General features: G+C 61.3%; 21 protein-coding genes. 12 read left to right on the forward strand and 9 right to left on the reverse strand.

Annotated elements, in window-relative coordinates:
- Positions 1–85 precede the first annotated feature (85 nt).
- The 8 genes from ACUN0E_RS39490 to tnpC all read left to right on the forward strand — a co-directional run bounded on the left by ACUN0E_RS39490 (position 86) and on the right by tnpC (position 8,574).
- Positions 86–973, forward strand: a complete 888-nt coding sequence (locus ACUN0E_RS39490) for a LysR family transcriptional regulator (RefSeq protein WP_445570017.1) — start codon at positions 86–88, stop codon at positions 971–973.
- A gap of 487 nt (positions 974–1,460) precedes the next feature.
- Positions 1,461–2,177, forward strand: coding sequence for a c-type cytochrome (locus tag ACUN0E_RS39495; RefSeq protein ID WP_445570018.1), 717 nt, complete (start codon positions 1,461–1,463; stop codon positions 2,175–2,177).
- Positions 2,174–3,568: a c-type cytochrome gene (locus ACUN0E_RS39500; protein ID WP_445570019.1), complete on the forward strand. Its 1,395-nt coding sequence runs from the start codon at positions 2,174–2,176 to the stop codon at positions 3,566–3,568. The genes ACUN0E_RS39495 and ACUN0E_RS39500 overlap by 4 nt, the downstream gene beginning before the upstream one ends.
- A 30-nt stretch (positions 3,569–3,598) precedes the next feature.
- Positions 3,599–3,775, forward strand: coding sequence for a hypothetical protein (locus tag ACUN0E_RS39505; protein WP_408239687.1), 177 nt, complete (start codon positions 3,599–3,601; stop codon positions 3,773–3,775).
- Positions 3,776–3,777: 2 nt separating this feature from the next.
- Positions 3,778–4,350 carry a cytochrome C oxidase subunit II gene (locus tag ACUN0E_RS39510; protein WP_408239684.1) on the forward strand — a complete coding sequence of 191 codons (573 nt, stop codon included), beginning with the start codon at positions 3,778–3,780 and terminating at the stop codon, positions 4,348–4,350.
- The gene (locus ACUN0E_RS39515; RefSeq protein WP_445570020.1) at positions 4,337–5,962 is read left to right on the forward strand and encodes a b(o/a)3-type cytochrome-c oxidase subunit 1; all 1,626 of its coding nucleotides are present in this window, start codon (positions 4,337–4,339) and stop codon (positions 5,960–5,962) included. The genes ACUN0E_RS39510 and ACUN0E_RS39515 overlap by 14 nt, the downstream gene beginning before the upstream one ends.
- Positions 5,959–6,768 (forward strand): c-type cytochrome, encoded by an 810-nt coding sequence (locus ACUN0E_RS39520; protein ID WP_445570021.1) that lies wholly within the window; start codon positions 5,959–5,961, stop codon positions 6,766–6,768. The genes ACUN0E_RS39515 and ACUN0E_RS39520 overlap by 4 nt, the downstream gene beginning before the upstream one ends.
- A gap of 387 nt (positions 6,769–7,155) precedes the next feature.
- Positions 7,156–8,574: an IS66 family transposase gene (gene tnpC, locus ACUN0E_RS39525; RefSeq protein WP_445565280.1), complete on the forward strand. Its 1,419-nt coding sequence runs from the start codon at positions 7,156–7,158 to the stop codon at positions 8,572–8,574.
- A 129-nt stretch (positions 8,575–8,703) separates the two neighbouring features.
- Here tnpC and ACUN0E_RS39530 read toward each other — a convergent pair whose 3' ends face one another.
- On the reverse strand, positions 8,704–10,344 hold the full coding sequence (locus ACUN0E_RS39530) for a methyl-accepting chemotaxis protein (protein WP_445570022.1): 1,641 nt from the start codon (positions 10,342–10,344) through the stop codon (positions 8,704–8,706).
- 304 nt (positions 10,345–10,648) lie between these two features.
- On the opposite strand from ACUN0E_RS39530, the gene ACUN0E_RS39535 reads away from it, so the two are divergent.
- Complete coding sequence (locus ACUN0E_RS39535; protein ID WP_445570023.1) at positions 10,649–11,449, forward strand: bestrophin-like domain; 801 nt, start codon at positions 10,649–10,651, stop codon at positions 11,447–11,449.
- Between the two features lie 84 nt (positions 11,450–11,533).
- On the opposite strand, the gene ACUN0E_RS39540 is transcribed toward ACUN0E_RS39535, so the two are convergent.
- Together ACUN0E_RS39540 and ACUN0E_RS39545 are read right to left on the reverse strand one after the other, a co-directional pair.
- Positions 11,534–12,079, reverse strand: a complete 546-nt coding sequence (locus ACUN0E_RS39540; protein WP_408239669.1) for a single-stranded DNA-binding protein — start codon at positions 12,077–12,079, stop codon at positions 11,534–11,536.
- Between the two features lie 203 nt (positions 12,080–12,282).
- The gene (locus ACUN0E_RS39545) at positions 12,283–13,473 is read right to left on the reverse strand and encodes an MFS transporter (RefSeq protein WP_445570024.1); all 1,191 of its coding nucleotides are present in this window, start codon (positions 13,471–13,473) and stop codon (positions 12,283–12,285) included.
- Between the two features lie 354 nt (positions 13,474–13,827).
- Between ACUN0E_RS39545 and uvrA the strand changes: the two genes are divergently transcribed.
- Together uvrA and ACUN0E_RS39555 are read left to right on the forward strand one after the other, a co-directional pair.
- Positions 13,828–16,701, forward strand: a complete 2,874-nt coding sequence (uvrA, locus tag ACUN0E_RS39550; protein WP_445570025.1) for an excinuclease ABC subunit UvrA — start codon at positions 13,828–13,830, stop codon at positions 16,699–16,701.
- Positions 16,702–16,735: 34 nt separating this feature from the next.
- Positions 16,736–17,821, forward strand: coding sequence for an AI-2E family transporter (locus ACUN0E_RS39555; protein ID WP_408239660.1), 1,086 nt, complete (start codon positions 16,736–16,738; stop codon positions 17,819–17,821).
- 77 nt (positions 17,822–17,898) lie between these two features.
- Here the strand turns inward: ACUN0E_RS39555 and ACUN0E_RS39560 are convergent, their stop codons facing one another.
- Positions 17,899–20,067, reverse strand: a complete 2,169-nt coding sequence (locus ACUN0E_RS39560) for a TonB-dependent siderophore receptor (protein WP_445570026.1) — start codon at positions 20,065–20,067, stop codon at positions 17,899–17,901.
- A 326-nt stretch (positions 20,068–20,393) separates the two neighbouring features.
- Between ACUN0E_RS39560 and ACUN0E_RS39565 the strand changes: the two genes are divergently transcribed.
- On the forward strand, positions 20,394–21,629 hold the full coding sequence (locus ACUN0E_RS39565) for a PepSY-associated TM helix domain-containing protein (RefSeq protein WP_445570027.1): 1,236 nt from the start codon (positions 20,394–20,396) through the stop codon (positions 21,627–21,629).
- Positions 21,630–21,730: 101 nt separating this feature from the next.
- Here the strand turns inward: ACUN0E_RS39565 and purU are convergent, their stop codons facing one another.
- The 5 genes from purU to ACUN0E_RS39590 all read right to left on the reverse strand — a co-directional run bounded on the left by purU (position 21,731) and on the right by ACUN0E_RS39590 (position 26,982).
- Complete coding sequence (gene purU / locus ACUN0E_RS39570; protein WP_408239651.1) at positions 21,731–22,600, reverse strand: formyltetrahydrofolate deformylase; 870 nt, start codon at positions 22,598–22,600, stop codon at positions 21,731–21,733.
- Between the two features lie 110 nt (positions 22,601–22,710).
- The gene (locus ACUN0E_RS39575; RefSeq protein ID WP_445570028.1) at positions 22,711–23,559 is read right to left on the reverse strand and encodes an NUDIX hydrolase; all 849 of its coding nucleotides are present in this window, start codon (positions 23,557–23,559) and stop codon (positions 22,711–22,713) included.
- A 67-nt stretch (positions 23,560–23,626) separates the two neighbouring features.
- Positions 23,627–24,241, reverse strand: coding sequence for a LysE family translocator (locus ACUN0E_RS39580; protein ID WP_445570029.1), 615 nt, complete (start codon positions 24,239–24,241; stop codon positions 23,627–23,629).
- Positions 24,242–24,286: 45 nt separating this feature from the next.
- The gene (locus ACUN0E_RS39585; protein ID WP_408388206.1) at positions 24,287–24,853 is read right to left on the reverse strand and encodes an adenine phosphoribosyltransferase; all 567 of its coding nucleotides are present in this window, start codon (positions 24,851–24,853) and stop codon (positions 24,287–24,289) included.
- A 125-nt stretch (positions 24,854–24,978) separates the two neighbouring features.
- On the reverse strand, positions 24,979–26,982 hold the full coding sequence (locus ACUN0E_RS39590; RefSeq protein WP_408239746.1) for a cation:proton antiporter domain-containing protein: 2,004 nt from the start codon (positions 26,980–26,982) through the stop codon (positions 24,979–24,981).
- Positions 26,983–26,997 lie beyond the last annotated feature (15 nt).

Consider the following 26,997-nt stretch of genomic DNA (forward strand, 5'->3'; position numbering starts at 1 on the left):
ATGAATGAATTGGAGGTATCCTACGGCTGGGCTAACCATCGGAAAAGCCGGAAATTTAGATGATATCCATCGGATATACCGAATCATGAGTCAACGCGGATTTGACCTGACGCAGCTGCGCACCTTCCTCGCCGTCGCCGAATCAGGCAGCGTCTCAGCCGGCGCGGAGCGCGTGTTCCTGTCGCAGTCGTCGGTGAGTGAGCAGTTGAAAAAGCTCGAGGAGCGCGCGGGCCAGCCGCTCTTCGTGCGCAGCAAGCAGGGTGTGGCCGCCACGCCGGCCGGCAGCCGCCTCCTCGATCACGCGCGCCGCATCATCGCAATGAGCGAGGCGGCGTTCGAGGACCTGCAAGGCCGCTCGCTCGACGGAGAACTGCGCATCGCCATCACGGACTATTACCGTCCGCTCGACATCGCGCGCATTCTCAAGATGTTCTCGGAACAGCACCCGCGCCTGAAGCTGCACGTCACCGTGTTGCCGAGCGCCGTGATCGACAGCAGCGCCGGCGACGATGCGTCGTACGACATCGGTCTCTCGTTGCGACTTGTGACCAGGAACACGCGCACCACCAGCCGGCGCGCCGGCGCGCAAAGCACGGTGGTGCGGCGCGAGAAACTGCTGTGGGTCTGCGCGGCAGATGCCAGTCCGCGGCCAGCCACGCCTTATCCTCTGGTACTGCTGCCGTCGAGTTGCCAGTTGCAGCGTTTCGTCGTGAAGCTCCTCGACGAACACAAGGTGCCTTATCTGGTGTCGCATTCGGCCTCCGGGGTGGCCGGACTGCAACTGGCGTTGAGGGCCGGGCTGGGCATTTCCTGCCTGAACGAATCGTCGATTGGCGGGGGCGTGGTGGCCTATCCACCGAGCGTCGGGTTGCCCGCACTGCCCGCCGTCGAGTTTCATCTGCTCCCGGGGCGAATCGGCGAGAGCGAACGCGTGAGTAATGCACGCACGGCGTTGATGCATCTCTTCAATTGACGCGCTACGTCGATGCACGCGCTGCGCCGCATACACATACATCTCGACAGAAATATAGCGCAGCGCATCATTCGCATTTGGCGATGCAGTCCGCATTGAAACCATATGCAGAATAAATATTGAATACGCTCTAATCGACATCTATGCTGATCAAGTGCGCCGCCAATTGGTCGATCAATTTTTATTGACGTATCCGATGAATTCCTGCAACCTGCTATACGTCTACCCGACGCATCAAGCGTTATTACAGCAGCCCGAAAGCCGCCGCCCATCGGCGTATTCAGGCAGATCTTTGTTTTATGAAGCAATTGCATCGCTGTATCGATAGATACACTGCACATCCTTAATAAGTCTGTTTCGATTTGCTGCCCATGCAGTCGTTATAAAAGAAGAATTAGCAGGCTTTTCATGCATCGCTCATCGAATTCATAAGCGAATGCATGAGAAATAAAACGCGAAGATAACCGTTCCCCCGACGAGGCCTGGCGTGCATCGTAGAACTATCGGATTTTCGATCCTGTTGGCGTTTTACGTCATCTGGCGTGGCATGGCGTTCGCAGCCACTGATGCGTCAGGCGCGATGCCCTCGGCCATGGACGAGCGCGTGCGCGCCTGCACGTCGTGCCACGGCGTGCAAGGTCAAGGCCTGAACAACGACTACTTCCCGCGTATCGCCGGCAAACCAGCCGACTACCTGTTCAATCAGTTGATCGCGTTTCGTGACGGCGGCCGCACCTATCCGCCGATGGGCTATCTGCTCGCCTTTCTGCCCGACGACTATCTGCGCAAGATCAGCCAGTACTTCGCCGACCTGCAGCCGCCCTACCCCAATGCCGACCACACCGAAATCTCACCCGCAGTGCTCGCAGCCGGACAACGGCTCGTCACGCAAGGTGACCCGGCACGCAAGATCCCGGCGTGCATCGCATGTCATGGTGCTCGCATGACAGGTACGCAACCTGGCATTCCGGGCCTGCTCGGCCTGCATGCGAGCTACATCGCCGGACAGATGGGCACGTGGCGTTCAGGCACACGTCACGCGCTCGCACCGGACTGCATGCATTCGATCGCCGTCAAGCTAACCGACAAGGACATTACCGCGGTATCGAGCTGGCTCGCGCGCCAGCCGCGCCCTGCCGATCCGCGGCCGGCGCCGGTGTCCGTCAGGCAGCTGCCTCTCGCATGCGGGAGTCAACCGCAATGAAGCCGACCCTTCGCTCGATCCGCCCTGTTTTGTATGCCGTGGCGAAGCGCCGTTGCGCCGCTGTGTCGCTCGTATCCGGCTTGCTGACGGCCGGCCTGATCGTCGCCGGCAGCGCCGCGTATTCCAGCTCACCGCAAGCGTTGTTGATCGCTGAAGCAGGTGCTGCTGAAGCCGCGCCTGCGGCAACGACAACGACGCCAGCAACGACGGCAACTGGCGATAAAGCCGACACCCGCCCCTACATCGTCAAACGCGGCGAATATCTGGCGCGTGCCGGCGACTGCGTCGCCTGCCATACCGCGCCGCGCGGCAAGCTGTTTGCCGGCGGCCTCGCAATGGATACGCCGTTCGGCACACTGTATTCGCCGAACATCACGCCGGACGCGCAATACGGCATCGGCACATGGAGCGAGGAAGCGTTCTTCAAGATGATGCGCACCGGCCGCACGCCGGACGGCACCATGCTCTACCCCGCGATGCCGATCGCCCAATACACCAAGGTCACACGTGAAGATTCGAACGCGATCTTCGCTTATCTGAAGTCAGTAGCACCGGTACGCGAGCCCAACCACAAGCACACGCTGCGCTTCCCGTTCAACCAGCGCAAGCTGCTGTACGGCTGGCGCACACTGTATTTCCGTGAAGGCGAGTTCCAGCCGGATCCGACCAAATCGGTTGAATGGAATCGCGGCGCGTATCTGGTCGATGGGCTCGGGCACTGCACGATGTGCCACACCAAGATCAACATGCTCGGTGGCTCATCACAAAGCGAGCAGTTCGCCGGCGGTCTGATTCCAGTGCAAAACTGGTATGCGCCGTCGCTGACTTCCGATAAGGACGGTGGCCTCGGCGACTGGAGCATCAAGGACATCGTCGACCTGCTACAAGCGGGCATTTCCGATCGCGGCGCCGTGTACGGGCCGATGGCCGAAGTCACCTATCACAGCCTTCAGTACATGACGGACGACGACGTCAAGGCGATGGCCGTCTATCTCAAGACGCTGCCGGATAACCGCGGCCGCAAATCGGGACCGTCCGCACCGACCAATACAAACGTGTTCGCGCTCGGCGAAAAAATCTACGCCGACAAATGTGCGCTGTGCCACGGCGCCAAGGGCGAAGGCCAATTGCAACATTACCCGCCGCTCGCACGTAACCAGTCGATCGAAATGGACTCCGCGGTCAACCCGATCCGCATCGTGCTCAATGGAGGCTTCCCGCCCGGCACCATGCGCAATCCCGAGCCGTACGGCATGCCACCGTTCGGTCAGGAATTGAACGACACCGATGCCGCCGCCGTCGTCACGTATATCCGCACTGCGTGGGGCAACCACGGCAAACCAGTAACGGCCCGCGAGGTCAACGAATTGCGCAAGGCGCCGCTGCACTGAACCTGAACCGCTGCACCGGAGAATCTCCAGATGGAAGCGAATGATACCCACAGCGCGACTCCACCAACGGATGAAGAAGTGGAACGCGTCGTCGCGGCCGGTCCGCATGGCGCGATCGCCGTGGCCGGTGTCGCCACGCTGATCGTCATGGCGATCTGGTTCGGCTTCTACTTCCTTGTCTTTCTGCCGCGCGGCGTCATCCATTGACTATGTCGACTGATTCCAATCACCAACCGGGCAGCGGCCACGAAGTCGCCTTACGTGCCGAGCGCCGCTGGGCGATCTTCGCCACGGCGCTGATCGTGCTGATGCTCGCCGTCATCGTGTTCTCGGGGCTGCACTGGGCGATGATGCCGCCGTCGCGGGTCGAGACGATCGATCCTTCGCGGCTGCAACTGTCCGGCGAATTCGTCGAAGACAACCTCGGCAGCGCCGTCGAGCCGGATGGCTCGGTGGTCGTGCGTTTCATTGCGCAGCAGTATTCGTTCACGCCGCAATGTCTGCTGGTGCCTGCCGACACGCCGATCACGATCCGCACAACCAGTGCCGATGTCGTGCACGGCCTGCTCGTGACCGACACCAACATCAACACGATGGTCGTGCCCGGCTATGTCTCCACACTGAACACGCGCTTCGACCAAGCCGGCGATCACACCATGCCGTGTCACGAGTTCTGCGGCTTCGGCCACCAGACCATGTGGGCGCACGTCAAGGTCATCGATAAAGCCACGTTCTTCGAGCAAGCCCGACAATCACGGAGGCTCAGCTGTGTTTCACGCTAAGCGACTCGTTCTCGCGCATTTCTGGCTGGCCTTCATCGCGTTTCTGATCGCGCTGCTGCTCGGCGCGTGGCAGATGCTCGTACGCAGCCCACTGGTACCGTGGGTCGGCGACCCCGAGCTCTACTATCGATCGGTGACCGCGCATGGCTCGGTGATGGCTTACGTGCTGCCCACCCTGGTGTCGATGGGTTTCGGTTACGCGATCGTCGAACTCGCGCTCGCGCAACGGCTCGTCGGCCTCAAATGGGCATGGGCCGCATTCGTCATGCTGGCGGTCGGCGCGGTAATGGCAATGGTCCCGGTCGCGCTCGGCAAGGCCTCGGTGCTCTACACCTTTTATCCACCGATGATCGGCAGTCCGTTCTATTACCTCGGTGTGGTGCTGGTGGTGGTCGGCTCGTGGATCTGGGTCGCGCTGATGCACGTTAATCTGCGCGTCTGGCGGCGCGCCAATCCCGGCAGACCCATACCGCTCGCGATGTTCGCCAACGTGGCGGGCGCGTATCTGTGGGCGTGGACCGCGATCGGCGCGGCGCTCGAAATCCTGTTCCAGATATTGCCCGTTGCCCTCGGTCTAACCAACACGATCGATGCCGGTCTTTCACGCATCCTGTTCTCGTGGACGCTGCATGCGATCGTCTACTTCTGGCTGATTCCGGCTTACATCGCGTACTACACGCTGGTGCCGCGCGCGATCGGCGGACGGCTTTATAGCGATTCGATGGCGCGTGTGTCGTTCATTCTGTTCCTCGTGTTTGCCATGCCGATCGGCATTCACCACCTGTTCGCCGATCCGCAAGTCGGCTCGGGCTTCAAGTTCCTGCATGCGGTGTTCACCGGCATGGTGTCGGTGCCGACCTTACTGACGGTGTTCACCATCTGCGCATCGGTGGAAATCACTGGCAGGCTGCGCGGCGGCAAGGGTGCGTTCGGCTGGCTGACCGCCTTGCCGTGGCAAAACCCGATGATGCTGGTGATTGCGTTTTCGTTCCTGATGCTGGGTCTCGGCGGTGCGGGCGGCCTGATCAACATGAGCTACCAGTTGAACTCGACCGTGCACAACACGCAGTGGGTGACCGGGCACTTCCATCTGATTTTCGGCGGTGCGATCGTCATCATGTACTTCGCGATCGCGTACGAGCTGTGGCCGCAACTGACCGGCCGCGCGATTGCGTCGATGAAGTTGGTGCGGATGCAACTGTGGCTGTGGTTCATCGGCATGATGGTGACGACGCTGCCGTGGCACTACGTCGGCTTGCTCGGCGCGCCGCGCCGTATGGCGTATTACGACTACACCATGCCGGGGATGGAATCGCAGGCGTTCTGGGTGGGCATGTCGGCGGTGGGTGGATTGATCCTGGTGGTGTCCGGCGTACTGTTCATTTACATCCTCGCGAAGTCGCAATTCGGGCCGCTGGTACAGCAACAGACTTTCCGCTTCGCGAGCGCGGTGCAACCGGTGGAGCACGTGCCTGCCGCGCTCAACAGTTTCGGCTTGTGGGTGGCGTTGATGATCGGGCTGACGGTTGTCAACTACAGTGTGCCGATCGTTCAGTTGCTCAGATTGCCGCAGACGTCGGTGCCGGCAGTTGTCGTCGGAGCGCAGCGATGAGTCAGGAACGCGTCTTCAGCTTGCGCAACCCGTGGTTCACGGCGAGCCTTGGCGGCACGATTGCGATTGCCGTCGTGTCGATACTGATCGGCTTTATCTGGTTGCCATCGGCCAATAGCGGATTCAGCGAGCGTGGTTTATGGGCGACGATTTGCAGCGCTGCGGGCGCGCCGTCGAGTTGGTATGGTGGCGCCAATATTGCCGGTCCGGCGCCGAGCGAGGTCGTGGTCTTGCCGCCTTTGCGGCGAGTACGAGCCGACGCGAATTCGATCGGCCGCGGCGCGACGATCGCGACGCAGAATTGCTCGATGTGTCATGGCGTGATGGGCACGGTGCAAGTGACGGCACCTGCTTTGGCCGGGCAGTATGCCGACGTGGTCTACAAGGAGTTGCGTGACTATCAGAACGGTGTGCGGCAGAACGCGGTGATGCAGCCGATTATTGCGGCTCGCAGCGATCAGGATTTGCATGATCTGGCGGCTTATTATGCTTCGCTGCCTCGTGCGCCAGCGGCTGAGGTTTTGCCCTCTGGCGTGGGACCGGATGCGAATGCTGTGAGGCTTGCGATGCAGGGTGATCCGCAGCGGAATATTGCGCCTTGTGCTGCCTGTCATGGGCAACTGGATCGCAAAGGGGCTGCGCCCTGGCTTGGTGGGCAGTCTTCTATTTATCTGGCTGCGCAGATGCGGGCGTTTGCTTCCGGTGCCCGGCATAACGATATTAATGAGCAGATGCGGAATGTGGCCCGGCAGATGACTTCGGTGGAGATTGATAGCGTGGCTAAGTATTACGCTGCGCAGCAGTAGGGCTTAGTGACAAAGCCGTCATACTTCCGGCAGCGCTGCGTGCGCCGATGCGCACTTTCTCAAAACCGATTGCTGTGTTTTCGCACCCGTGCTCCCTTCGGCATTTCGCCGAGGCAAAGCCGATGGCTCCCACCGTACCCAAGCGGAGCCCATGTTTCCTGATGAACCCTTCCGGCGAGCGCGTAGTGCGAGGCGGGAAGTATGACTGCCTTGTCACAGGGCTGAATGTGCGGGAGCACGGATTCCAGATGCACCACTACCGCAACTGCGCGGGGGACCCGCTTAAGAATTAGCGGGGTGAGCCGCTTTCTCTTGCTTACTTCTCTTTGCGGCGGCGTAACTATTCAGCGGTTGTAAACTGGAACCAGGCCATGCATAGTGAAGGACATGACGAAGATGCCCGACATCAAGGATCTGACGCCTGAACAGAAGGACGCACTGATCGTCGATCTTGTGAGGCGTCTGAACGAGCTTGAGGCGAAGCTTGAGAAGGACAGTCATAACTCCAGCAAGCCACCATCAAGCGACGGCCCGAAGCGCAAACCGAAGTCGTTGCGCGGCGTAAGCGGTGCACGCCCGGGAGCGCAGCCCGGTCATAAAGGCAAGACGCTAAAACGCGTGGCGCAACCCGATCACATTGAGATTCACCCGGTGGCGCGGGTGTGCGATGCATGCGGGGCACGGCTTGATTCCACACGGATCACCGTGGTGACTGAAGGACGTCAGGTGATCGATTTGCCGCCCACGCGTTTTGAGGTGACCGAACATCGCGTGCAGATCGCACAGTGTCGCTGCGGCAAACGTCATTCGGGCGTGTTTCCCGAAGGCGTAAGCCAGGCGGTGCAGTACGGTGCCCAGGTGCGCGCCGCGGCAGTCTATCTGACGCAGTACCAGCAACTGCCAGTGGGACGCACCGCTCAGGCGCTGACGGATCTGTTCGGTCTGCGTGTGAGTACCGGCACCGTGCAGCACAGCATTGATCAGGCAGCACATCTGCTGGCGCCCGCAGTTGAACAGATCAGCCAGGCACTGCATAAGCAGCCGGTCGTGCATTTCGATGAGAGCAGCATGCGCGTGGGACGTACGCCCCACTGGCTGCATACCGCGTCAACGCGCACGCTGAGCTGGTACGGTGCGCACCACAAGCGCGGTCGCGAGGCACTCGACAGTTTCGGCATTCTGCCTGGCTTCACGGGCATCGCGGTACATGACGGCTGGCGACCGTATGCCTACTATGACTGCGACCATGCGCTATGCAATGCCCACCATCTGCGCGAGTTGGTGTTTGTGCTGGAGTCCACCGGGCAGGCGTGGGCCCAGCAGATGATTGATCTGCTGTGTCAGGCCAAACGCGAGAGTGAGCTCAGTCTGGCCTGCGGCAACACGGCACTGAGTCGATCGCGCCAGCGCTATTACGCCAGGCGAAGTCGGGCGCTGATTGCTCTGGGAGACAGGCTTAATCCCCAGCAGGCGCGCGAGTCCAGGCGCAAGGAGCGGCGCGGCAAGATCAGGCAGAGCTTTGCCTACAATCTGCTGCGCCGCCTGCACACACAGACGCGCCAGGTATGGCGTTTTATTGCAGATCACCGTGTGCCGTTCGACAACAATCTGGCCGAGCGCGATATCCGCATGCCCAAACTCAAGCAGAAAATATCAGGGTGTTTCCGCTCTGTCTGCGGCATGGAGGCGTTCTGCACAATCCGCTCCTATCTCGCCACTTTGCGTAAGCAGAACCGCTCGCTGATCGATGCGCTGGCCTTGAGCTTTGCCGGTTTGGTCGTTTCGCCCCTGCCGGCCGCTGAATAGTTACGCGGCGGCAAAGAGAAGTAAGTGCCTGCCCCGCACAGGGGCGAACGCTAATAGACCAATAAGAATTCAAGGAAAGGCCAACGCCGTAGGCAAACAGACAAAACCCGCCGCGCAAGCAGAAAAACATCAAACCGTGACAGGCCCACCCAAGTCACCCATCGCAGGCACAGCCGCAAATCCACCCCGCCGAACGGCAGAAGAAGAAACCCCATTCCCCGTCTGAAACACAGCCACCGCCGAAGTCAACCTGCGAGCCTGCTCCTCCAGCGAACTAGCCGCAGCAGCAGCCTGCTCAACCAGCGCAGCATTCTGTTGAGTCACCTCGTCCATCTGCGCAACAGCCAGGTTCACCTGATCAATCCCGGTACTCTGCTCGATCGCCGCCGCCGCAATCTCACCCATAATCGAACTCACGCGAGAAATCGCCTCGACAATCTCAGTCATCGTCGAGCCCGAGCGTTCAACCAGTTGCGAGCCTGCCTGCACCCGCGCCGTCGAAGCATCGATCAACCCTTTGATCTCCTTGGCCGCCGCCGCGCTTCGCTGTGCCAACGACCGCACTTCACTCGCCACCACCGCAAAACCACGACCCTGCTCGCCCGCGCGCGCCGCTTCGACCGCAGCATTGAGCGCCAGAATATTGGTCTGGAAAGCAATGCCCTCGATCACGCCGACAATGTCAGCAATCCGCCGTGAGTCGTCGACGATGCCATGCATCGTGCCCACCACCTGCTCGGTCAAATCACCGCCCTGCGCAGCAAGACTCGATGCACCCTGCGCCAGCGAGCTCGCCTGCTTCGCGTTGTCTGCCGTCTGCTTGACCGTCGAGGTCAGTTCTTCGATGCTGGCCGCCGTTTCTTCAAGCGATGCGGCCTGCTCTTCGGTACGTTGCGACAGATCGGTATTGCCTGCCGCGATCTCGCTCACACCGGTATCGATGGATTCGGTGCCGTGACGCACTGCATTCACCGTCTCGATCAACGAGTTCTGCATCTTGCGCAATGCGTCAGCCAGGCGGCCCATTTCGTTATTGCTCGTCACGTCGATCTGGCTAGTCAGATCGCCATTGGCTATCCGCTGAAACTGCGCAATGGTCGCGTCGACCGGGTTGACAATTGCCCGCACCATGACAGCCCGCCCGATCAAGGAGCCCAGCAGCGACAGCGCCATGCCGATCGCCACCGCAACGCAAATCGCGTAGAACAGATCCTGCGCATCCTGATAGCGCTGGGCACCGTGATCGAGTTGCAATTGCTCAAGCGTGAGCATCGCCTTTTCGTACGCGCTGTAGAGCGAAGGCAGTTTGTGCGCCTGCAACTGTTCGAATGCGGTCTTGTCTCCGGACTTGAGCGCAGCCAGTGCCGGATCAATGCCCTCGTGCAGGAAGGTGTCGCGCTTGTCCTGCATGTCCTTGATCAGGCGCTGTTCGTCAGCATCCGTGCTCGCACGGCTCACATAGTGGGCAAGACGGTCGTTCGATGATTTCTGATACTGATCAAAGCGCTTGAGTACCGCGTTCGCGCCGTCCTGATCGTTCAGATCGACCAACGATGCGTAGGTCGCCAAAGCCAGACGCAGACGCAGCAGTTGTCCGGCACTCCCTTCGAGGTCGGCGACTGCGGGCGTATCCACGGTGTACATCTGCTGGAGCGACGCGTTGCTCGAACGCAACGACAAGAGTCCGGCGGCGGCGCCGAACAGCAGCACGGCACCGAAGAACATGATCATCAGGGTAAGGCTGGTTCGAATCGACAGATTTTTCAGCATCGGACTTGTCTCCATTGGGCTGCCTGACCGACTGTTCAAAAAATTAGCCTCGGCCACGCGTGCTGCGCCCAAGCCCATCGGCCAAGTCCGCAACCCTTGTTTAAAAATTAAGCGAACGCCACACAGATGGTCTACGGCGGGATTACAGAAAACTTTATGGTTGATGGCGCATACGTTTGCGATACATCAACATACGAGCGGAAGTCAGCGACCACTCGCGCAAGTACATGTGCTGGACTACCCGGGTGGCCGGCGAGCGGTGGTTGGTAGAAAGTGACGAAGCACGCGTCTCCGGAGCATTTCTATGTCAGAAATAGGCTCGGCTCTGCTAGTTTTCGCTTTATTGCTTGTTGGAACGGGCTTGGGCGTGTGGGTGCGGCCGTTGCTGCCTGAGGAGCACAAGGCGCATGAAACCGTGCAACTCATCCAACTGGTTATGGGCATGCTTGTGACGTTTGCCGCTTTGGTGCTCGGGTTGATGACGGCATCCGCGAAATCCAGTTTCGATACCGAGTCGAACGATTTACGTACCTTTGCGGCTGACCTGATCGAGTTCGACACGACCTTGCGGGAATACGGCGGCGATACCAATGAGGCCCGGCACCTGCTGCGTGTGTACACGGCGGCGGCGATTGCGTCGACTTGGCCTGGCGAATCCGCTCCAGCCGGTGATTATCCGAGGGACATCGGGTCGCAGGACAACTCGCAGAAGCTGGAGAACGTGCGACTCGGCGATATGCTGACTGCGGTGGGCAGGCAGTTGCGGCAATTGCAGGCGCACGATCCGTTACAACAGCGCGCGCTCGATGACGCGTTGACGCAATATCGGCGGACTGTGGATGCTCGATGGAAAATCATCGAGGAAGCGCACAGTTCAATTTCCCAGCCGTTCTTCATGACACTGACGTTCTGGTTGTGCGTGATTTTTCTCAGCTTTGGATTGATCGCGCCGCGCAACGCGTTGGCGTTGGTCACCATTTCGCTTGGGGCAGTGTCGATTGCTTCTGCGATCTATGTGATCGTCGACCTGGATACGCCGTTTACCGGGCCGATTGTCATTTCCAGTGTGCCGATGAGAGATGCGCTGGAGCACCTCAGCCGGTGATGGTTTTTTGCCTTTGGGTGCTGAAGGCAAAAAAAACCCCGCTCGAAAGCGGGGTTCTGGGTACTAACTCGGCGATAGCCGGGGTTAGAACGGAATATCGTCGTCCATCTCATCGAAGCCACCGCCGGCCGGCGCGCTCGGGCGGCTCGAACCACCACCAGCGCCACCACCGCTGCCGCCACGCGAGGCGCCGCCGCCCGAAACCGCACGACCGCCGCCACCACCGCCGCCGCTACGCTCCGACGGTTCGCCGCGGCTGTAACCACCTTCGTCGCCGCCGCCGCCCATCGCGCCGCCACGGCCACCCAGCATTTGCATCTGCTCGGCGACGATTTCGGTCGAGTAACGGTCGGTGCCGTCCTGAGCCTGCCACTTGCGGGTGCGGATGCGCCCTTCCAGGTACACGGACGAGCCCTTCTTCAGATATTCCGACACGATTTCCGCAAGTCGGCCGAAGAACGACACGCGGTGCCATTCGGTTGCTTCCTTCATTTCGCCGGACGTTTTGTCCTTGTACCGATCCGTCGTCGCAAGGCGGATGTTCGCCACTGCGTCGCCGCTCGGAAGATAACGGACTTCCGGATCGGCTCCGAGATTGCCGACGAGAATGACCTTGTTCACGGATGCCATGAGTTTCTCCTGTTAATTCCGTTGCGGGCGGCGCAGCAATGCGCGATTCACGTCTCAAGCCAGCGGGCCGGAGACCGGAACTGCGCCTCAGCCCGCCGCCGGGTGAGTTCTGTCAAGAAAGCGCCTGGCCGCCCCAGGTTTTCCGCACCGAAGGAAGTCCCCCTCGGGGGACCTGGCGCGAAGTGCCAGGGTTGGGGGCGCTGTTACGCCTTCCTGCGCGGCGGCTGTTTCATATTTGCCGCGATTATAAGCCAGCAAAACACCAGCCCCGAGCAAGTGAAAAAGACCGCGCTCTGGCCGTCCACCTTGAGCAGCCAGCCGCCAACCACGCCGCCCAGCGCAAGACCGATCGACTGGGTGGTGTTGTACACGCCGGCCGCCGCGCCCTTGCGGGTACCCGGCGCCAGTTTCGACACCAGCGAAGGCTGCGACGCTTCAAGGATATTGAAGCCCAGAAAGTAGACAAAGAGGATCGCCGCCACACTCAGAATCGTATGCGGTGCGACGCCCAACAACAACTGTCCGATCAGGATAAGACCGATCGCCGACAGCAGCACGATTTTCATTTTTCCGCGCTTTTCCGCGGCGATGATCGCCGGGACCATCATCACGAACGAGAGGCCCATCACCGGCAAATACACCTTCCAGTGCGACGCGACCGGCAGGCCGCCGGCTTCGAGAATGCGCGGCACGACAAGGAACAATGCGGTCTGCGTGGCGTGCAGCACGAGCACGCCGAAGTTCAGGCGCAGCAGTTCGACGTTATGCAGCACCTCGGCGAACGGCGCGCGCACGTGCACAGGCTTGGGTGCATCGGGTACGACCCACAGCACCAGGCCGACCGCCAGAATCGAGAAGATACCGACCAGTGTGAACAGGCCGCTCATGCCGACCCACTGGAACACGATCGGCGCACCGACAATCGCCACTGCGAACGAAATGCCGATACTGCCGCCGACCATCGCCATCGCCTTGGTGCGATGCTCTTCAGAGGTAAGGTCGGCAATAAACGCGATCACCGCGGACGACACCGCGCCCATGCCCTGAATCACCCGGCCCACAATGATCCACGTCATGTCGTGCGCGCCTGCCGCGACGAAACTGCCTAGCGCGAAGATCAGAAGGCCGGTCGCAATGACCGGTTTGCGGCCGATCTTGTCGGAGACCCAGCCATAGAAGATGTACAGCATCGACTGCGTCACGCCGTACGCACCGAGCGCGATCCCCACCAGCAGCACGTTGTCGCCGCCAGGGATGGTCTTCGCGTAGATCGAGAACACCGGCATGATCATGAAGAGACCGAGCATGCGCAACGCGAAGATAGCGGCAAGCGACACGGTCGCGCGCATTTCAGGCGCGCTCATGCGTGGGGATGTAGCGGACGGATTGGACATCGGGAGCGTTCTTTGAATGATCGGGGCGGCACACCGCGGGCGGACCTTCCCCGCAGGACGGCCACACCCAGGCGGCTTACCACGGGACGGCAGGACGGCGGCAAGCATGCGACGCGGCATTCGGGCCAGCGGCCTTGCTGCACACGGCCCGCACGCCTCGCGGCGCCTTGTACTCGCGGAAAACGGCCCCAGTTAGACCTCTTCCCCACGGCGCTGGACTGCTGCCTTACAGCTTGCCTTGATGCCCGTTCAGGCTGTCAGGAAGCCGTAACGGCGGTCTTGAAAAGTCGTTATAGTAGCAGGTTTAGCCTCCTCCTCTTTCCGCCAGCTAATGGCCAGGTGATGGAATAACGCGTGGAACAAATCCGTATCCGTGGGGCTCGCACCCACAACCTGAAGAACGTCAATCTCGACCTCCCGCGTCACAAGCTCGTCGTGATTACGGGCCTGTCCGGCTCGGGTAAATCGTCGCTGGCGTTCGACACGCTCTATGCGGAAGGACAGCGGCGCTACGTCGAAAGTCTCTCCGCTTACGCCCGCCAGTTCCTGCAATTGATGGAGAAGCCGGACGTCGATCTGATTGAAGGCCTGTCGCCTGCGATCTCGATCGAACAGAAAGCGACCTCGCACAATCCGCGTTCCACGGTCGGCACTGTCACCGAAATTCACGATTATCTGCGGCTGCTGTTCGCACGGGTCGGCACGCCGTACTGTCCGGACCACGAAATTCCGCTGGAAGCGCAAAGCGTCTCGCAGATGGTCGACGCGGCGCTCGCTTTGCCGGAAGAAACCAGGCTAATGATCCTCGCGCCAGTGGTGGCGAACCGCAAAGGCGAGCACGTCGAACTGTTCGAGGAAATGCAGGCACAGGGCTTCATCCGTTTCCGGGTGCGCTCAGGTGGCGGCACGGCCAACGAAGGCGTCGCGAAGATCTACGACGTCGACTCGCTGCCGAAGCTCAAGAAAAACGACAAGCACACGATCGATGTCGTCGTCGACCGGCTGAAAGTGCGCCCCGATATGAAGCAGCGCCTCGCCGAATCGTTCGAAACGGCACTGCGTCTCGCCGACGGCCGCGCGATTGCGCTGGAAATGGATACCGACAAGGAGAAGCTGTTCAGCTCGAAGTTCGCCTGCCCGATCTGCTCATATTCGCTGCAGGAGCTCGAGCCGCGCCTCTTCTCGTTCAACAACCCGATGGGCGCCTGCCCGGAATGCGACGGCCTCGGCCAGATCACCTTCTTCGACCCGAAGCGGGTGGTGGCGCATCCGTCGTTGTCGCTGGCGGCAGGCGCGGTGAAGGGCTGGGACCGGCGTAACCAGTTCTACTTCCAGATGCTGCAAAGTCTCGCGGCATTCTACGAGTTCGACATCGACACAGCCGTCGAAGATCTGCCGGAGAAAGTCCGCAAGATTCTGCTGTTCGGTTCGGGCAAGCAGGAAATTCCGTTCTCGTACATCAATGAACGCGGCCGCACTTCCGTGCGCGAGCATGTGTTCGAAGGGATCATCCCGAATCTGGAGCGGCGTTACCGCGAGACCGATTCAGTCGCGGTGCGCGAAGAGCTCGCCAAGTATCAGAACAACCAGTCTTGCCCCGCTTGCGCCGGCACGCGGCTGCGCCGGGAAGCGCGCTTCGTGCGGATCGGCTCGGACAGCGACGCGCGCGGCATCTTCGAAATCAGCGGCTGGCCGTTGCGCGATGCGCTTGGCTATTTCCAGACGCTGCGGCTCGAAGGATCGAAGCGCGAGATCGCCGACAAGGTCGTCAAGGAAATCGTCGCGCGCCTGATGTTCCTGAATAACGTCGGGCTCGACTACCTGTCGCTCGAACGGAGCGCGGAAACGCTGTCGGGCGGCGAGGCGCAGCGGATTCGCCTCGCATCGCAGATCGGTTCCGGTTTGACCGGCGTGATGTACGTGCTGGACGAACCATCGATCGGTCTGCATCAGCGCGACAACGACCGGCTGATCGCCACGCTCAAGCATCTGCGCGACCTGGGCAACTCGGTGATCGTCGTCGAGCACGACGAAGACATGATCCGCATGGCCGACTACGTGGTCGACATGGGTCCTGGCGCGGGCGAGCACGGCGGCATGGTGATCGCCGAAGGCACGCCCAAGCAGGTGGAGGCCAACGCGGCGTCGATGACCGGGCAGTACATGTCCGGCGCCCGCAACATCGAATTCCCGGACGAGCGCAAGGCGCCGGACGAACGCCGTCTGCGCATCGTCGAGGCGTACGGCAATAATCTGCAGCACGTCTCGCTCGATCTGCCGGTCGGCCTGCTGACCTGCGTGACCGGCGTATCCGGTTCGGGCAAGTCCACGCTCATCAATGACACGCTGTACCACGCGGTCGCGCATCACCTGTATGGCTCGTCCGCTGAGCCGGCGCCGTATGAATCGATCGAAGGTCTGGAGCACTTCGACAAGGTCATCAACGTCGACCAGTCGCCGATCGGCCGCACACCGCGCTCGAATCCGGCCACCTACACGGGCCTGTTCACGCCGATCCGCGAACTGTTCGCGGGCGTGCCTGCGTCGAAAGAACGCGGCTACGAAGCCGGCCGCTTCTCGTTCAACGTGAAGGGCGGCCGCTGTGAATCCTGCCAGGGCGACGGCGTGCTCAAGGTGGAGATGCACTTTTTGCCGGACGTCTACGTGCCCTGCGACCTCTGCCATGGCAAGCGCTACAACCGCGAAACGCTGGACGTCCAATACAAAGGCAAGAACATCAGCGAAGTGCTCGACATGACGGTGGAGAACGCCTACGAGTTCTTCAAGCCGGTGCCGGTCGTCGCTCGCAAGCTTAAAACCTTGCTGGACGTGGGTCTGGGCTATATCCGGCTGGGCCAGTCGGCCACTACGCTGTCGGGCGGCGAGGCGCAGCGCGTCAAACTATCTTTGGAACTGAGCAAGCGCGACACCGGTCGCACTCTATACATCCTGGACGAGCCGACCACCGGTCTGCACTTTCACGACATCGCATTGCTGCTGGAAGTCATTCATCGTTTGCGAGACCAGGGTAATACCGTCGTGATCATCGAGCATAATCTCGATGTAATAAAGACCGCCGACTGGGTGATCGATCTCGGCCCCGAAGGCGGAGCCGGCGGCGGTCAGATCATCGCGCAAGGCACGCCGGAGCAGGTTGCCAAGTCGAAGGCAAGTTTTACCGGTAAATATCTGGCGCCTCTGCTGAAACGCATTGCCAGCAAAAAGTAACGCTGCACAACACGGGTTGGAGACGGAATAAGCCATGGCCAAGCGGAATCAGGCGCGCGACGACGGGCAAGTGCAGGACCTACGCCCACGCCCGGTCAGGCTGACTAGCGACATGAGCCTGCCGAGACTGTCGGCGGTCGAAATCGGCAGTTACGTGCTGATGCTGTTCGGAATGTGGGCGGTCATCGAACTGAAGCTGCTCGGCGCCTTGCTGGCCGGGCTGCTCGTGTTTCAACTCGTGCACACCATCGCGCCGCGCATCGAACGGCATATGTCAAGTCAGCGCGCGCGCTGGCTCGCGGTGGTGATCCTGTCGGTGGTGATAGTCGGCGCGCTGACAGGGCTGACACTCGGCATCATCGAACATTTCGAGAACGACGTGCCGAGCGTGCAGAAGCTGCTCGACCAGGCAATGCAGCTGATCGACCAGGCGCGCGGCCGGATTCCGCAATTCGTCGCGAACTATCTGCCGGTCGATACCGAGCAGATGAAGGCGAAGGCGGCCGAACTGATGCAGACGCACGCGAACATGCTGCAGCAAAGCGGCAAGACCGCGGCGCGCGGCTTCACGCACATCCTGATCGGCATGATCATCGGCGCGATCATCGCGGTCGGGGCGCAGAAGCATATGCAACGGCTGCCGCTGTCCACAGCGTTCGTCACGCGTGTGACCCGTTTCGCCGATGCATTCCGCCGCATCGTATTCGCGCAGGTCAAGATCTCGGCGATCAATGCGGTCTTTACCGGCATCTTCCTGCTGGTGATCCTGCCGATCTTTCACGACACGCTGCCGCTCTCCAAAACGCTGGTGCTGGTGACGTTTATCGTCGGCTTGCTGCCGGTGATCGGCAATTTGATCTCGAACACGATCATCGTCGCGGTGGCACTCTCGGTGAGCTTTCCGGCGGCGATCATGTCGCTGGTATTCCTGATCCTGATTCACAAGCTGGAGTACTTCCTGAACGCGCGCATCGTCGGTGGTCAGATCGAGGCGCGCGCCTGGGAATTACTTATCGCGATGCTCGTGATGGAAGCCGCGTTCGGCATCCCCGGCGTGGTCGCGGCACCGATCTTCTATGCGTACATCAAGCGGGAATTGATTTATCTGCGGCTGGTGTAGAAGAAACGACCCGCGCCCCGAAAAACGTGGGATTAGTCAGCAGTCTGAAGCGGCACCTGGTGCCGCTTTTTTCATGCTCAGAAGTCGATGCGCGCGTTCAGTGACAGCGTGCGTGGATCGCCCGGCGTCACGTAGTCCGCGTACTGATACTCCCAGTAACGGCGATTGAGCAGGTTGTCGATCGCCGCGCGGAACGTCACGTCGTAACCGCCTATGCGCGTGGCGTAACTCGCACCGAGGTTGACCAGCATGTAGCCCGGCGCGTTGAGATTGGCCGTGGGGCGCACGTTGGTATTGCCCGTGAACTTCGCGTCGGCACCGATACGCAAGCCCGGCACATACGGCACCGAGTAGGTCGCATGACCCGCCACGACGAACTGCGGCGCGCCGGCCACGCGATTGCCGTTGTTGGCCGCGCCTTTCTCGTATTGGGTGTTGATCCACATGACGTCGCCGCCGACATTCCAGCTCGCGCCTAGACGTACGTCGCCGCCAAGTTCCACACCCTGAAAGATCGACTCGCCGTCCTGCGTGAAAACGTTCGCGCTGTTCGCATACGCCGCGCCGCGTTCGATCCGGAACAGCGCGGCCGTCGCGCTCCAGCGCGCATGCTCGCTCTTGATCCCCACTTCGTACTGCTTGCTGCGCAACGGCTTGAGCAATTCGCCCCGGTTCGCGTACGTGTCGCCCACCACGGTGCCCGCTTCCAGCGATTCGACGTAACTGGTGTACAGCGTGGTGGTCGGCGCCAGCTTGAACATCAGCGCAAAGGTCGGCGTCACGACACCGTTCTGGCTGTATGTCGACGTGGTCGCACCGGTGGTCGAGTAGCCGTGTTGTTCGTAGTTCGTGTAACGCACCCCACCGAGTGCCGACCAGCGCTGCGTCAGCTGGATCGTATCGCTCGCGAACAAGGCCTTTTGCGTGATGTCGCTGTCGCGATAGGTGGTGTAGTTGGACGCACCGTCGAAGGTATTGGTGTTCGGCAGGTAGAGGTTGCCGGTGCCGATCTGACCGAAGAAACTGTTCGCGCCGTAGTCGTTGGTTTGCCGTTGATAAGCCGCGCCGAACACGAGCTGATGCTCGAACGGGCCGGTTTTGACGTTGCCTTGCGCCGACACCTGCCACAAGCTCAGCTGGTGCCCCTCCTTGCCGGCGAAACGGCTATCCGTGTAATCACCGGCGCCGTTTTGCAGGTAGTACGTACTCTCGTTGCGATCGCGCGAGCTTTTGCTGTAGCTGTAGTTTGCGTTGACTGTCCAGTCCTGGCCGAGGTTGTATTGCACGCCTGCGGTGTAGAGCTGAACGTTCGTGTTCAGATGCTGGTCGGGACCGGAGAGGTCGCCCGTCCCACCGCTGAAGGTGCGCGGAAGGCTCGTGCCGGTGTATTGCGCCGTCGAGATCGCCCCGGTGATGCCACTCGAATGACGCTCCTGATACAGCGCGCCAAAAGTGGCCTTGAGGTCGCGGGTGATGCGGGCGTCGAGCGCCAGCGACACTGCATCGCGCCGCACATTACCTTCGTTATAGGTCTTGCCTTCTTCGTGCGTCGCATTCAGGCGGTAGCCGAACATGCCGTTCGGGCCGACACGTCCACCGAGATCCGCGTGCTCGGTCCACACACCATCGGTCTGATAGCCGATGTCGACGCTGCGCACCGGCGTGGCCGACACCGGCGGTTTTTTCGTCACGTAGTTGACCACGCCGCCCGGCGCGCCGAAGCCGTACATAAAGCCGGTCAGTCCCTTCAGCAGTTCTACTTTTTCGAGCTGCTCGTACGGCATCGTGATGCCATAGCTGTTGAAGGGCATGCCGTCGATCTTGAAGCCCGACTGCCAGTCGAGTTGCATGCCGCGCACTGTCACGTAGGTGGCCCATGCGTTGTAGGCGTTGCCGTTGTCGGATACGGAGGCGTCCGTGGCGAACACGGCGCCGAGTTTGGACGGCTGACGATCCTGCAATTCTTCGCTGGTGACCACGGTGGTGGAAAACGGCGTGTCGAGTTGCGAGCGCGCGCCGAGGGCCCCGCTGCTGACGTCTTCCCTCAGATGCTGCTCCGTGTCGTGCGCCGCCGTGACCTTGACTGTCGGCAGTGCTTTTTCGCTTGCGTCCGACGCCGCCTGTGTCGTGGACACCTGTTGCGCCCAAGCCCCGTGACTTGCTGCAAATGCCAGACACGCCGCCATGTGGAATGGCCGCACCGACAGCCGTTTCTTCGGCTGTTTTACCCCGTTCTTTACGCTCATCGCTAATCTCGACTTTTTCTAAGACCCATTAAATGAGAATAATTCCCATTCACGCAGGATGCGATGATGCCGAATAAATTATGCTAACTGTAAGCTTTGGCCTGCGACATTTTGCCGCATGCATCACATTTACCATGGCTCAAAGCCATACCAGATAGGAATCCGCTGGGTACGCGCAGACGGATTGCCTTAGCGGCACCGCGTCGCACTTACGAGAAACTTGCAGCCGGTGGCACGATTCCATAAGATGAGAACAATTCCCATTTGCACTACGTCTTTGCCGTGACATCACGCCAGAATTCCTGCCGCCTTTCGCCGGCCTGCCGATGAGGCAGCAACTCGTTCGCCTGCACCGCTGGTTCGGTGTCGCCATTGCGTTGTTTCTGTTCGTCGCCGGCCTGACCGGCGCGATCATCGCGTGGGATCACGAACTCGATGCAGCGCTAAATCCGTCATTCTTCAAAGCGCGCACCGCCGGCCCCGCACTGTCGGGGCTCGAGTTGGCACGCCGCGTCGAAGCGGCTGATCCGCGCCTGCAAGTGACATATCTGCCGCTCTCGGCTGAACCCGGCCACACGTTGCAGATGATGGTGCTGCCGCGCATCAACCCCGCGACGCAGCAGCCCTACCCGCTCGACTTCAACCAGATCGCCGTCGATCCCGCCACCGGCGATGTCCAAGGGCGGCGCGAATGGGGCGCCGTTTCGCTCACGCGGCTCAATCTGATTCCGTTCATCTACAAGCTGCACTACACGCTGCAATTGCCATTCACCGGCGGTGTCGATATCGGCACCTGGCTGATGGGCATCGTCGGGATCGTGTGGCTGTTCGATAGCATGATCGCGCTGTGGCTGTCGTTTCCGAGCTTCAAGGCATGGCGCAAGTCGTTTGCGTTTCGCCTGGGGCGCGGCGGCTATACGCTCACCTTCGATCTGCACCGCTCGGGCGGCGTGTGGATCTGGGGCTTGCTGGTGATCGTCGCGCTGACGTCGGTATCGATGAATCTCTCAGCGCCGGTCGTTCGGCCAATCGTGTCGCTGTTCTCGACGCTCACGCCCAATCCAGTCAACAACCCCGAAATCCTGCGCGCGCCGCAGCCCGGCGACCAGGTACTGAGTCGCGAGCGCATCGTGCAATTAGCAGAGCAAACCGGTAAAGCGCAGAACCTGAAGGTGCCGCCGGGCGGCCTCTACTACGCGGAGTACCTGCACGCCTACGGCGTCGGCTTCTACGCAACCGGCAACGATCATGGCGATATCGGCCTCGGCAATCCCTGGATGTATTGGGACGCGGCTACCGGCAAGCTGCTCGGCGCGCAGATTCCCGGCAAGGGCACGGCGGGCGACATCTTCATGCAGGTGCAATTCCCGCTGCACTCGGGACGCATCCTCGGTCTCGGTGGGCGGATTCTGATTAGTGCGATGGGAGTTGCGGTCGCCGTGCTGAGCGCAACGGGACTGCTGATCTGGCTGAAGAAACTGAATGCGCGCCGCCGTTCGGCGCAAAACGCGCGGCTCGCACAGAACGCACGGGATGCGGGCGGGTCCGCCATGCGGTTCTGATCTGACGAGAGCACGCCAGACAGGCAGAGCCGAAGCAGGCTTGCAGCGGGGTCATGCGGCGGCGATTTGCCCGCCCCCACTGCAAAGCGCATCAACTACCCTTAACGAAACACCACCGTCTTGCTGCCGTTCAACACGACACGATGCTCAACGTGCCACTTCACCGCGCGCGCGAGCGTTACGCATTCGACGTCACGGCCGATCGCCGTCAGTTGCTCCGGCGTCATGCTGTGATCGACACGCTCCACTTCCTGCTCGATGATCGGACCTTCGTCGAGGTCCGTCGTCACGTAGTGCGCGGTTGCGCCGATCAGTTTCACGCCGCGGTCGAACGCCTGGTAATAAGGCTTTGCGCCCTTGAAGCTCGGCAGGAACGAGTGGTGGATATTGATTGCGCGGCCGGCCAGGGATTCGCACAACTGCGGCGACAGAATCTGCATGTAGCGCGCGAGCACCACCAGATCGGCTTGATGCTCTTCGATTACTTCGAGCACACGTGCTTCCTGCGCAGCCTTCGCTTCCGGCGTGGCGCCCATCAGCGGGAAGTGATGGAACGGAATGTCGTAGCTGGCTGCGAGCTGATAGAACTCCTTGTGGTTCGAGATGATCGCCGGAATCTCAATACCCAATTGACCGGTGCGATAGCGGAACAGCAGGTCGTTCAGGCAATGGCCGATCTTCGACACCATTATGACGACGCGCGGCTTCACCGACGCATCGTGCAATTCCCAGCGCATCCCGAACTGCTCAGCGAGCGTTGTGAACGAGGTACGCAATGCGTCCAGGCCCGGATCGCCGCCTACCTGCTGGAAATGCACGCGCATGAAGAACTCGCCGGTGCGGCTGTCGCCGAACTGCGCGGAGTCGAGAATATTGCTGCCACGCTCGAACAGAAAGCCCGAAACCGCGTGGACGATGCCGGGCCGGTCGGCGCACGACAGTTTGAGGATAAAGCTGTGATCGGTCGACATGACCTGGATGACTCCCTTCTTCAGTGCGTAGTTTGTTCGGTGTGTCCTGCCCGATGCAGCGTGCTACGGCATGACCCGGTTCGCTCGTCGCACCCGCGCCTCACTAGCGCTTATGCAAGCACCGGCGGCGCGAACAGCGTCTCGATGCCCGGACACGCGTCTTCGTCGATCCAGCGCCGGCGCAGCAGGCAATCCAGCGTAGCGAGACTCGCATCTACGGTCATCGCGCCTTCTTCAATCCAGCGCGCCACTTCGTCGATGCGCGCAAGCCGATGTTCACCCACTTCGCCGTCCTGATTGCGCGGCACGAAATCGGCCGGCAGCGCGAGATCGTAGATAAAAATCTGTTCGGCCTGCGTGCCTTCCGGCAACGATTGCAGCACGTGCGCGGTGCGGCCGGCCGTGGCGCGCGCGGCGATCTCCTCGGGAATGCCGGCTTCTTCCCAGCACTCCTTGATGATCGTCGCCTCGATGCCGAAGCCCCAGCCGATCCCGCCTGCCACGACATTGTCGAGCATGCCCGGGTCGGTCGCCTTGGTGTCGCTGCGGCGCGCAATCCACAATTGCGGGGCGCCATCCGCATATTCTACGACGCCGTTCAGATGCACCGCGTAGGTCATCGTCCCGAAGAAGCGCGACGCCGCGCGTTCGATGTACGCGAGCGGAGGTGCATCGAACGCATTGCGGATCGCGTAGGTCTCGTTGCGCCAACCGGGAATACGGCCCTCGGCGGCAAGCGCACCGATCACGGAACCGAGCGCCGCACTGCGCAGCTCGACGGTGTTGAACACGGTCGTGAGCGATACGCGCGTGCCATCGATTTCAAACACATCGGGCCAGCGCGCGAGCAACGGCACATCGGCTGAGCGAATCCAGCCGACCTGCCCGGCGTCGATCCAGAACGGCCGATGCGCGTGAACGTCGAAACGGCGCGCAGCGGTGATGCAAGGCAAAGTCATTTAAAGCTCCAAACTGGTCTTCAACCGCGCGCGGTTGTTGTCCGTCGGGTCAATCAGGTCAACCGCCTCAATCCCGCAAGGCGACGCGAATCCCAATCGCGATGAACGTCGCGCCGGCGAGTCGATCGAGCCACACGCCCACGCGCGGCCGGCGCTTCAGCCAGCCGCCGATCAGCCCCGCGCACACGCCGAACAGCGAAAACACCACCACGGTCTGCAGCATGAACAACACGCCAAGTTCGAGCATCTGCGCCGTGACGCTTTGTGTGCCGTGCGGCTGCACGAATTGCGGCAGGAACACGACGAAGAACAGCGTCACCTTCGGATTCAGCAGATTGCCGAGGACGCTCTGACGAAACACCGCCATCAACGGTTGCGGCGCGCGTTCGTGCGCGGTGGCGAGGCCCTGGCTGCGCAGCGCCTTGATGCCGATCCAGATCAGATACGCGGCGCCGGCCAGCTTGATCACTTCAAACGCAACCGGCGACGAACGCAGCAATGCAGCCACGCCAAGCGCGGCCAACGTGGTGTGGAACGTGATGCCGGCCGCAAAGCCAAGCGCCGCGACGAGGCCCGCCGCGCGGCCTTGCGAGATGCCGCGCGCGAGTACTTGCAGATTGTCGGGGCCGGGCGCCATCGTGATGGCGATCGAAGTCGCGAGAAACAACAGGAAGTTGGGCATCTTTCTTACCTTCGTTGTGTGCGGGAAGAAGTTCGCATCCGGCGCTCAATGGCCGCCGAATTCAGTCACCGTATAGAGCGGCAGACCTGCCTTGCGCAGCAAGGCCGAGCCGCCGAGTTCAGGCAGGTCGATAATTGCCGCGCCTTCGACTACCACCGCGCCCAGGCGCTCCAGCAGAATCTTGCCGGCCATCATCGTGCCGCCGGTGGCGATCAGATCGTCGATGATCACGACGCGATCCCCCGGCTTGCAGGCATCCTCGTGGATCTCGACGGTCGCGGTGCCATATTCGAGCTCGTAGGATTGCGCGACACGCTTGTACGGCAGCTTGCCCTGTTTACGGATCGGGATAAAACCGAGGTTCAGCTCATAAGCCAGAATCGGCCCGATGATAAAACCACGCGCATCCAGCCCGGCGACGTAGTCGAGCTTCGCATCGATATAGCGCTGGACGAACAGGTCGATCAGTACGCGCAGCGACTTCGGTTCCTGCAGGAGCGGCGTGATGTCGCGAAACTGCACGCCCGGTTGCGGCCAGTCGGGCACCGTACGGATGTGGCTTTTGATGTAGTCGGCCGCATCGAGCGGCGCGCTCGCGAGCGCGTTGGACATGATGTCTCCGGATGGACCTCGACAGGTCCGATGAAAGGCTAAATCAGGCGCGGCCACACCGAATGCACGGGGCCGGCGCCGCGCCGCCCGGCCTGCCACACCGGCCGGCAGCGCCACGGCACGCATCACGCCGCAGCGGCTCCCGCACGGCGATGCTTTGAAAGCCGCTCTTCGGCTTCGGCCAACTGTTCGGGCAAACCGCGCAACACCACGATGTCGCTCGCGCGCAGCTTGGTAGACGGGTCCGGCTCGACGCCGCGAATCCCGTGGCGTCGAATGGCCGTCACCTCGACGCCCAGATCGAACAGGCCCAGATCCGCCAGCGTTCGGCCCACCGCGTCCGAGTTTTCGTCGACCGGCACCGATTGTAGCCGCACCTGTTCGTGGCCGTCGTCGTCTTCCATGTCATCCGCGCCGTGGAAATAGCCGCGCAGCAGTGCGTAGCGCTCGTCGCGCATTTCCTCGACTCGCCGCACCACACGCCGCATCGGCACGCCCATCAGCACCAGCGTATGTGAAGCCAGCATCAGGCTGCCCTCGACGATTTCAGGAATCACCTCGGTCGCGCCGGCGGCCAGCAGCTTTTCCAGATCGGCGTCGTCGACGGTACGAACGATCACCGGCAGCGTGGGCTCCAGTTCGTGAATATTGTGTAGCACGCGTAAAGCCGACGGCGTATTCGCGTAGGTAATCGCAATCGCCGCTGCGCGATGGATACCGGCGGCAAGCAGCGATTCGCGCCGCCCCGCATCGCCGAACACGACCGACTCACCCGCCGCCGCCGCGGCCTGCACGCGATCGGGGTCCAGGTCCAATGCGACGTACGACAAACCTTCATGCTCCAGCATGCGCGCCAGATTCTGACCGGCACGGCCATAACCGCAAATGATCACGTGGCCGCTCTGCTTCAGGCTCTGCGTCGCAATGCGCGTCATCTGCAAGGACTGCATCATCCATTCAGTCGACGACAGCCGCAGCACGATTCGATCCGCGTTCTGGATCATGAACGGCGCGGCCAGCATCGACAGCAGCATCGCCGCGAGAATCGCCTGCAACAGGGTGGCGTCGACGAGATGCTTGTCGAGAATCAGGTTCAGCAACACAAAGCCGAACTCGCCGGCTTGCGCGAGGCCGATACCGGTGCGCATCGCGACGCCCGGCGACGCACCGAACAGACGCGAGAGCCCCGTCACCATCACCGCCTTCAGCAGGATCGGGCCGACCAGGAAGCCGAGCACGATAAACGGGTGTTCCCAGATCACGCGCGGATTCAGCAGCATGCCAGTCGTGACGAAGAAGAGACCCAGCAGCACGTCGCGAAACGGCTTGATGTCCTCTTCCACCTGATGCCGGTAAGGCGTTTCAGCGATCAGCATGCCGGCGATGAACGCACCGAGCGCGAGCGACAGGCCGAATTTGTCCGTGATGAACGCCGCGCCGAGCGTCACCAGCAGCAGATTGAGAATGAACAGTTCCTGCGAGCGGCGCCGCGCCACCACGTTGAACCAGCGCGTCATGAAGCGCTGACCCACTATTAACAATAAGGCCAACGCCACAACGATCTTGATCGCGGCCACGCCGAGCGAGCTGACGAGATCTTTCGAATCACCGCCCAGCGCGGCGATGACGATCAACAACGGCACCACCGCCAGATCCTGGAACAGCAGCACGCCAAAAATGTTGCGGCCGTGCTCGGTTTCGATCTCGAGCCGCTCGGCCAGCATCTTGCTGACAATCGCCGTCGACGACATGGCGAGCGCGCCGCCCAGCGCCACGCTGGCTTGCCACGTGATGTGCACCCAGCGCTCAAGCACAAAACCGAGCGTGACCGCGACGACAATCGTACCGATCACCTGTAACAGCCCGAGGCCGAACACGAGCCGGCGCATGGAGCGCAATTTGGAGAGCGAAAACTCCAGCCCGATGGAAAACATCAGGAACACGACGCCAAACTCGGCGAGGTTCTGCGCGCCCGCCGAGTCGGGAATCAAACCGAACGCGTGCGGCCCGACGACGATGCCGACCGTCAGATAGCCGAGCATCGGTGGAAGATTCAGAAAGCGAAAGAGCACCACGCCTGCCACTGAAGCCAGTAGCAGGAATAGCGTCATTTCCAGCGGGGAAATCATCGGCAAAAACGCATC

This window comes from Paraburkholderia sp. D1E (assembly GCF_052682275.1).

Coding starts and splice junctions, on each gene's coding strand:
- ACUN0E_RS39490 (WP_445570017.1), top strand. CDS start 86: ATGAGTCAACGCGGATTTGACCTGACGCAGCTGCGCACCTTCCTCGCC.
- ACUN0E_RS39500 (WP_445570019.1), top strand. CDS start 2,174: ATGAAGCCGACCCTTCGCTCGATCCGCCCTGTTTTGTATGCCGTGGCG.
- ACUN0E_RS39505 (WP_408239687.1), top strand. CDS start 3,599: ATGGAAGCGAATGATACCCACAGCGCGACTCCACCAACGGATGAAGAA.
- ACUN0E_RS39510 (WP_408239684.1), top strand. CDS start 3,778: ATGTCGACTGATTCCAATCACCAACCGGGCAGCGGCCACGAAGTCGCC.
- ACUN0E_RS39520 (WP_445570021.1), top strand. CDS start 5,959: ATGAGTCAGGAACGCGTCTTCAGCTTGCGCAACCCGTGGTTCACGGCG.
- tnpC (WP_445565280.1), top strand. CDS start 7,156: ATGACGAAGATGCCCGACATCAAGGATCTGACGCCTGAACAGAAGGAC.
- ACUN0E_RS39530 (WP_445570022.1), bottom strand. CDS start 10,344: ATGCTGAAAAATCTGTCGATTCGAACCAGCCTTACCCTGATGATCATG.
- ACUN0E_RS39535 (WP_445570023.1), top strand. CDS start 10,649: ATGTCAGAAATAGGCTCGGCTCTGCTAGTTTTCGCTTTATTGCTTGTT.
- ACUN0E_RS39540 (WP_408239669.1), bottom strand. CDS start 12,079: ATGGCATCCGTGAACAAGGTCATTCTCGTCGGCAATCTCGGAGCCGAT.
- ACUN0E_RS39545 (WP_445570024.1), bottom strand. CDS start 13,473: ATGTCCAATCCGTCCGCTACATCCCCACGCATGAGCGCGCCTGAAATG.
- ACUN0E_RS39555 (WP_408239660.1), top strand. CDS start 16,736: ATGGCCAAGCGGAATCAGGCGCGCGACGACGGGCAAGTGCAGGACCTA.
- ACUN0E_RS39560 (WP_445570026.1), bottom strand. CDS start 20,067: ATGAGCGTAAAGAACGGGGTAAAACAGCCGAAGAAACGGCTGTCGGTG.
- ACUN0E_RS39565 (WP_445570027.1), top strand. CDS start 20,394: ATGAGGCAGCAACTCGTTCGCCTGCACCGCTGGTTCGGTGTCGCCATT.
- purU (WP_408239651.1), bottom strand. CDS start 22,600: ATGTCGACCGATCACAGCTTTATCCTCAAACTGTCGTGCGCCGACCGG.
- ACUN0E_RS39575 (WP_445570028.1), bottom strand. CDS start 23,559: ATGACTTTGCCTTGCATCACCGCTGCGCGCCGTTTCGACGTTCACGCG.
- ACUN0E_RS39580 (WP_445570029.1), bottom strand. CDS start 24,241: ATGCCCAACTTCCTGTTGTTTCTCGCGACTTCGATCGCCATCACGATG.
- ACUN0E_RS39585 (WP_408388206.1), bottom strand. CDS start 24,853: ATGTCCAACGCGCTCGCGAGCGCGCCGCTCGATGCGGCCGACTACATC.
- ACUN0E_RS39590 (WP_408239746.1), bottom strand. CDS start 26,982: ATGATTTCCCCGCTGGAAATGACGCTATTCCTGCTACTGGCTTCAGTG.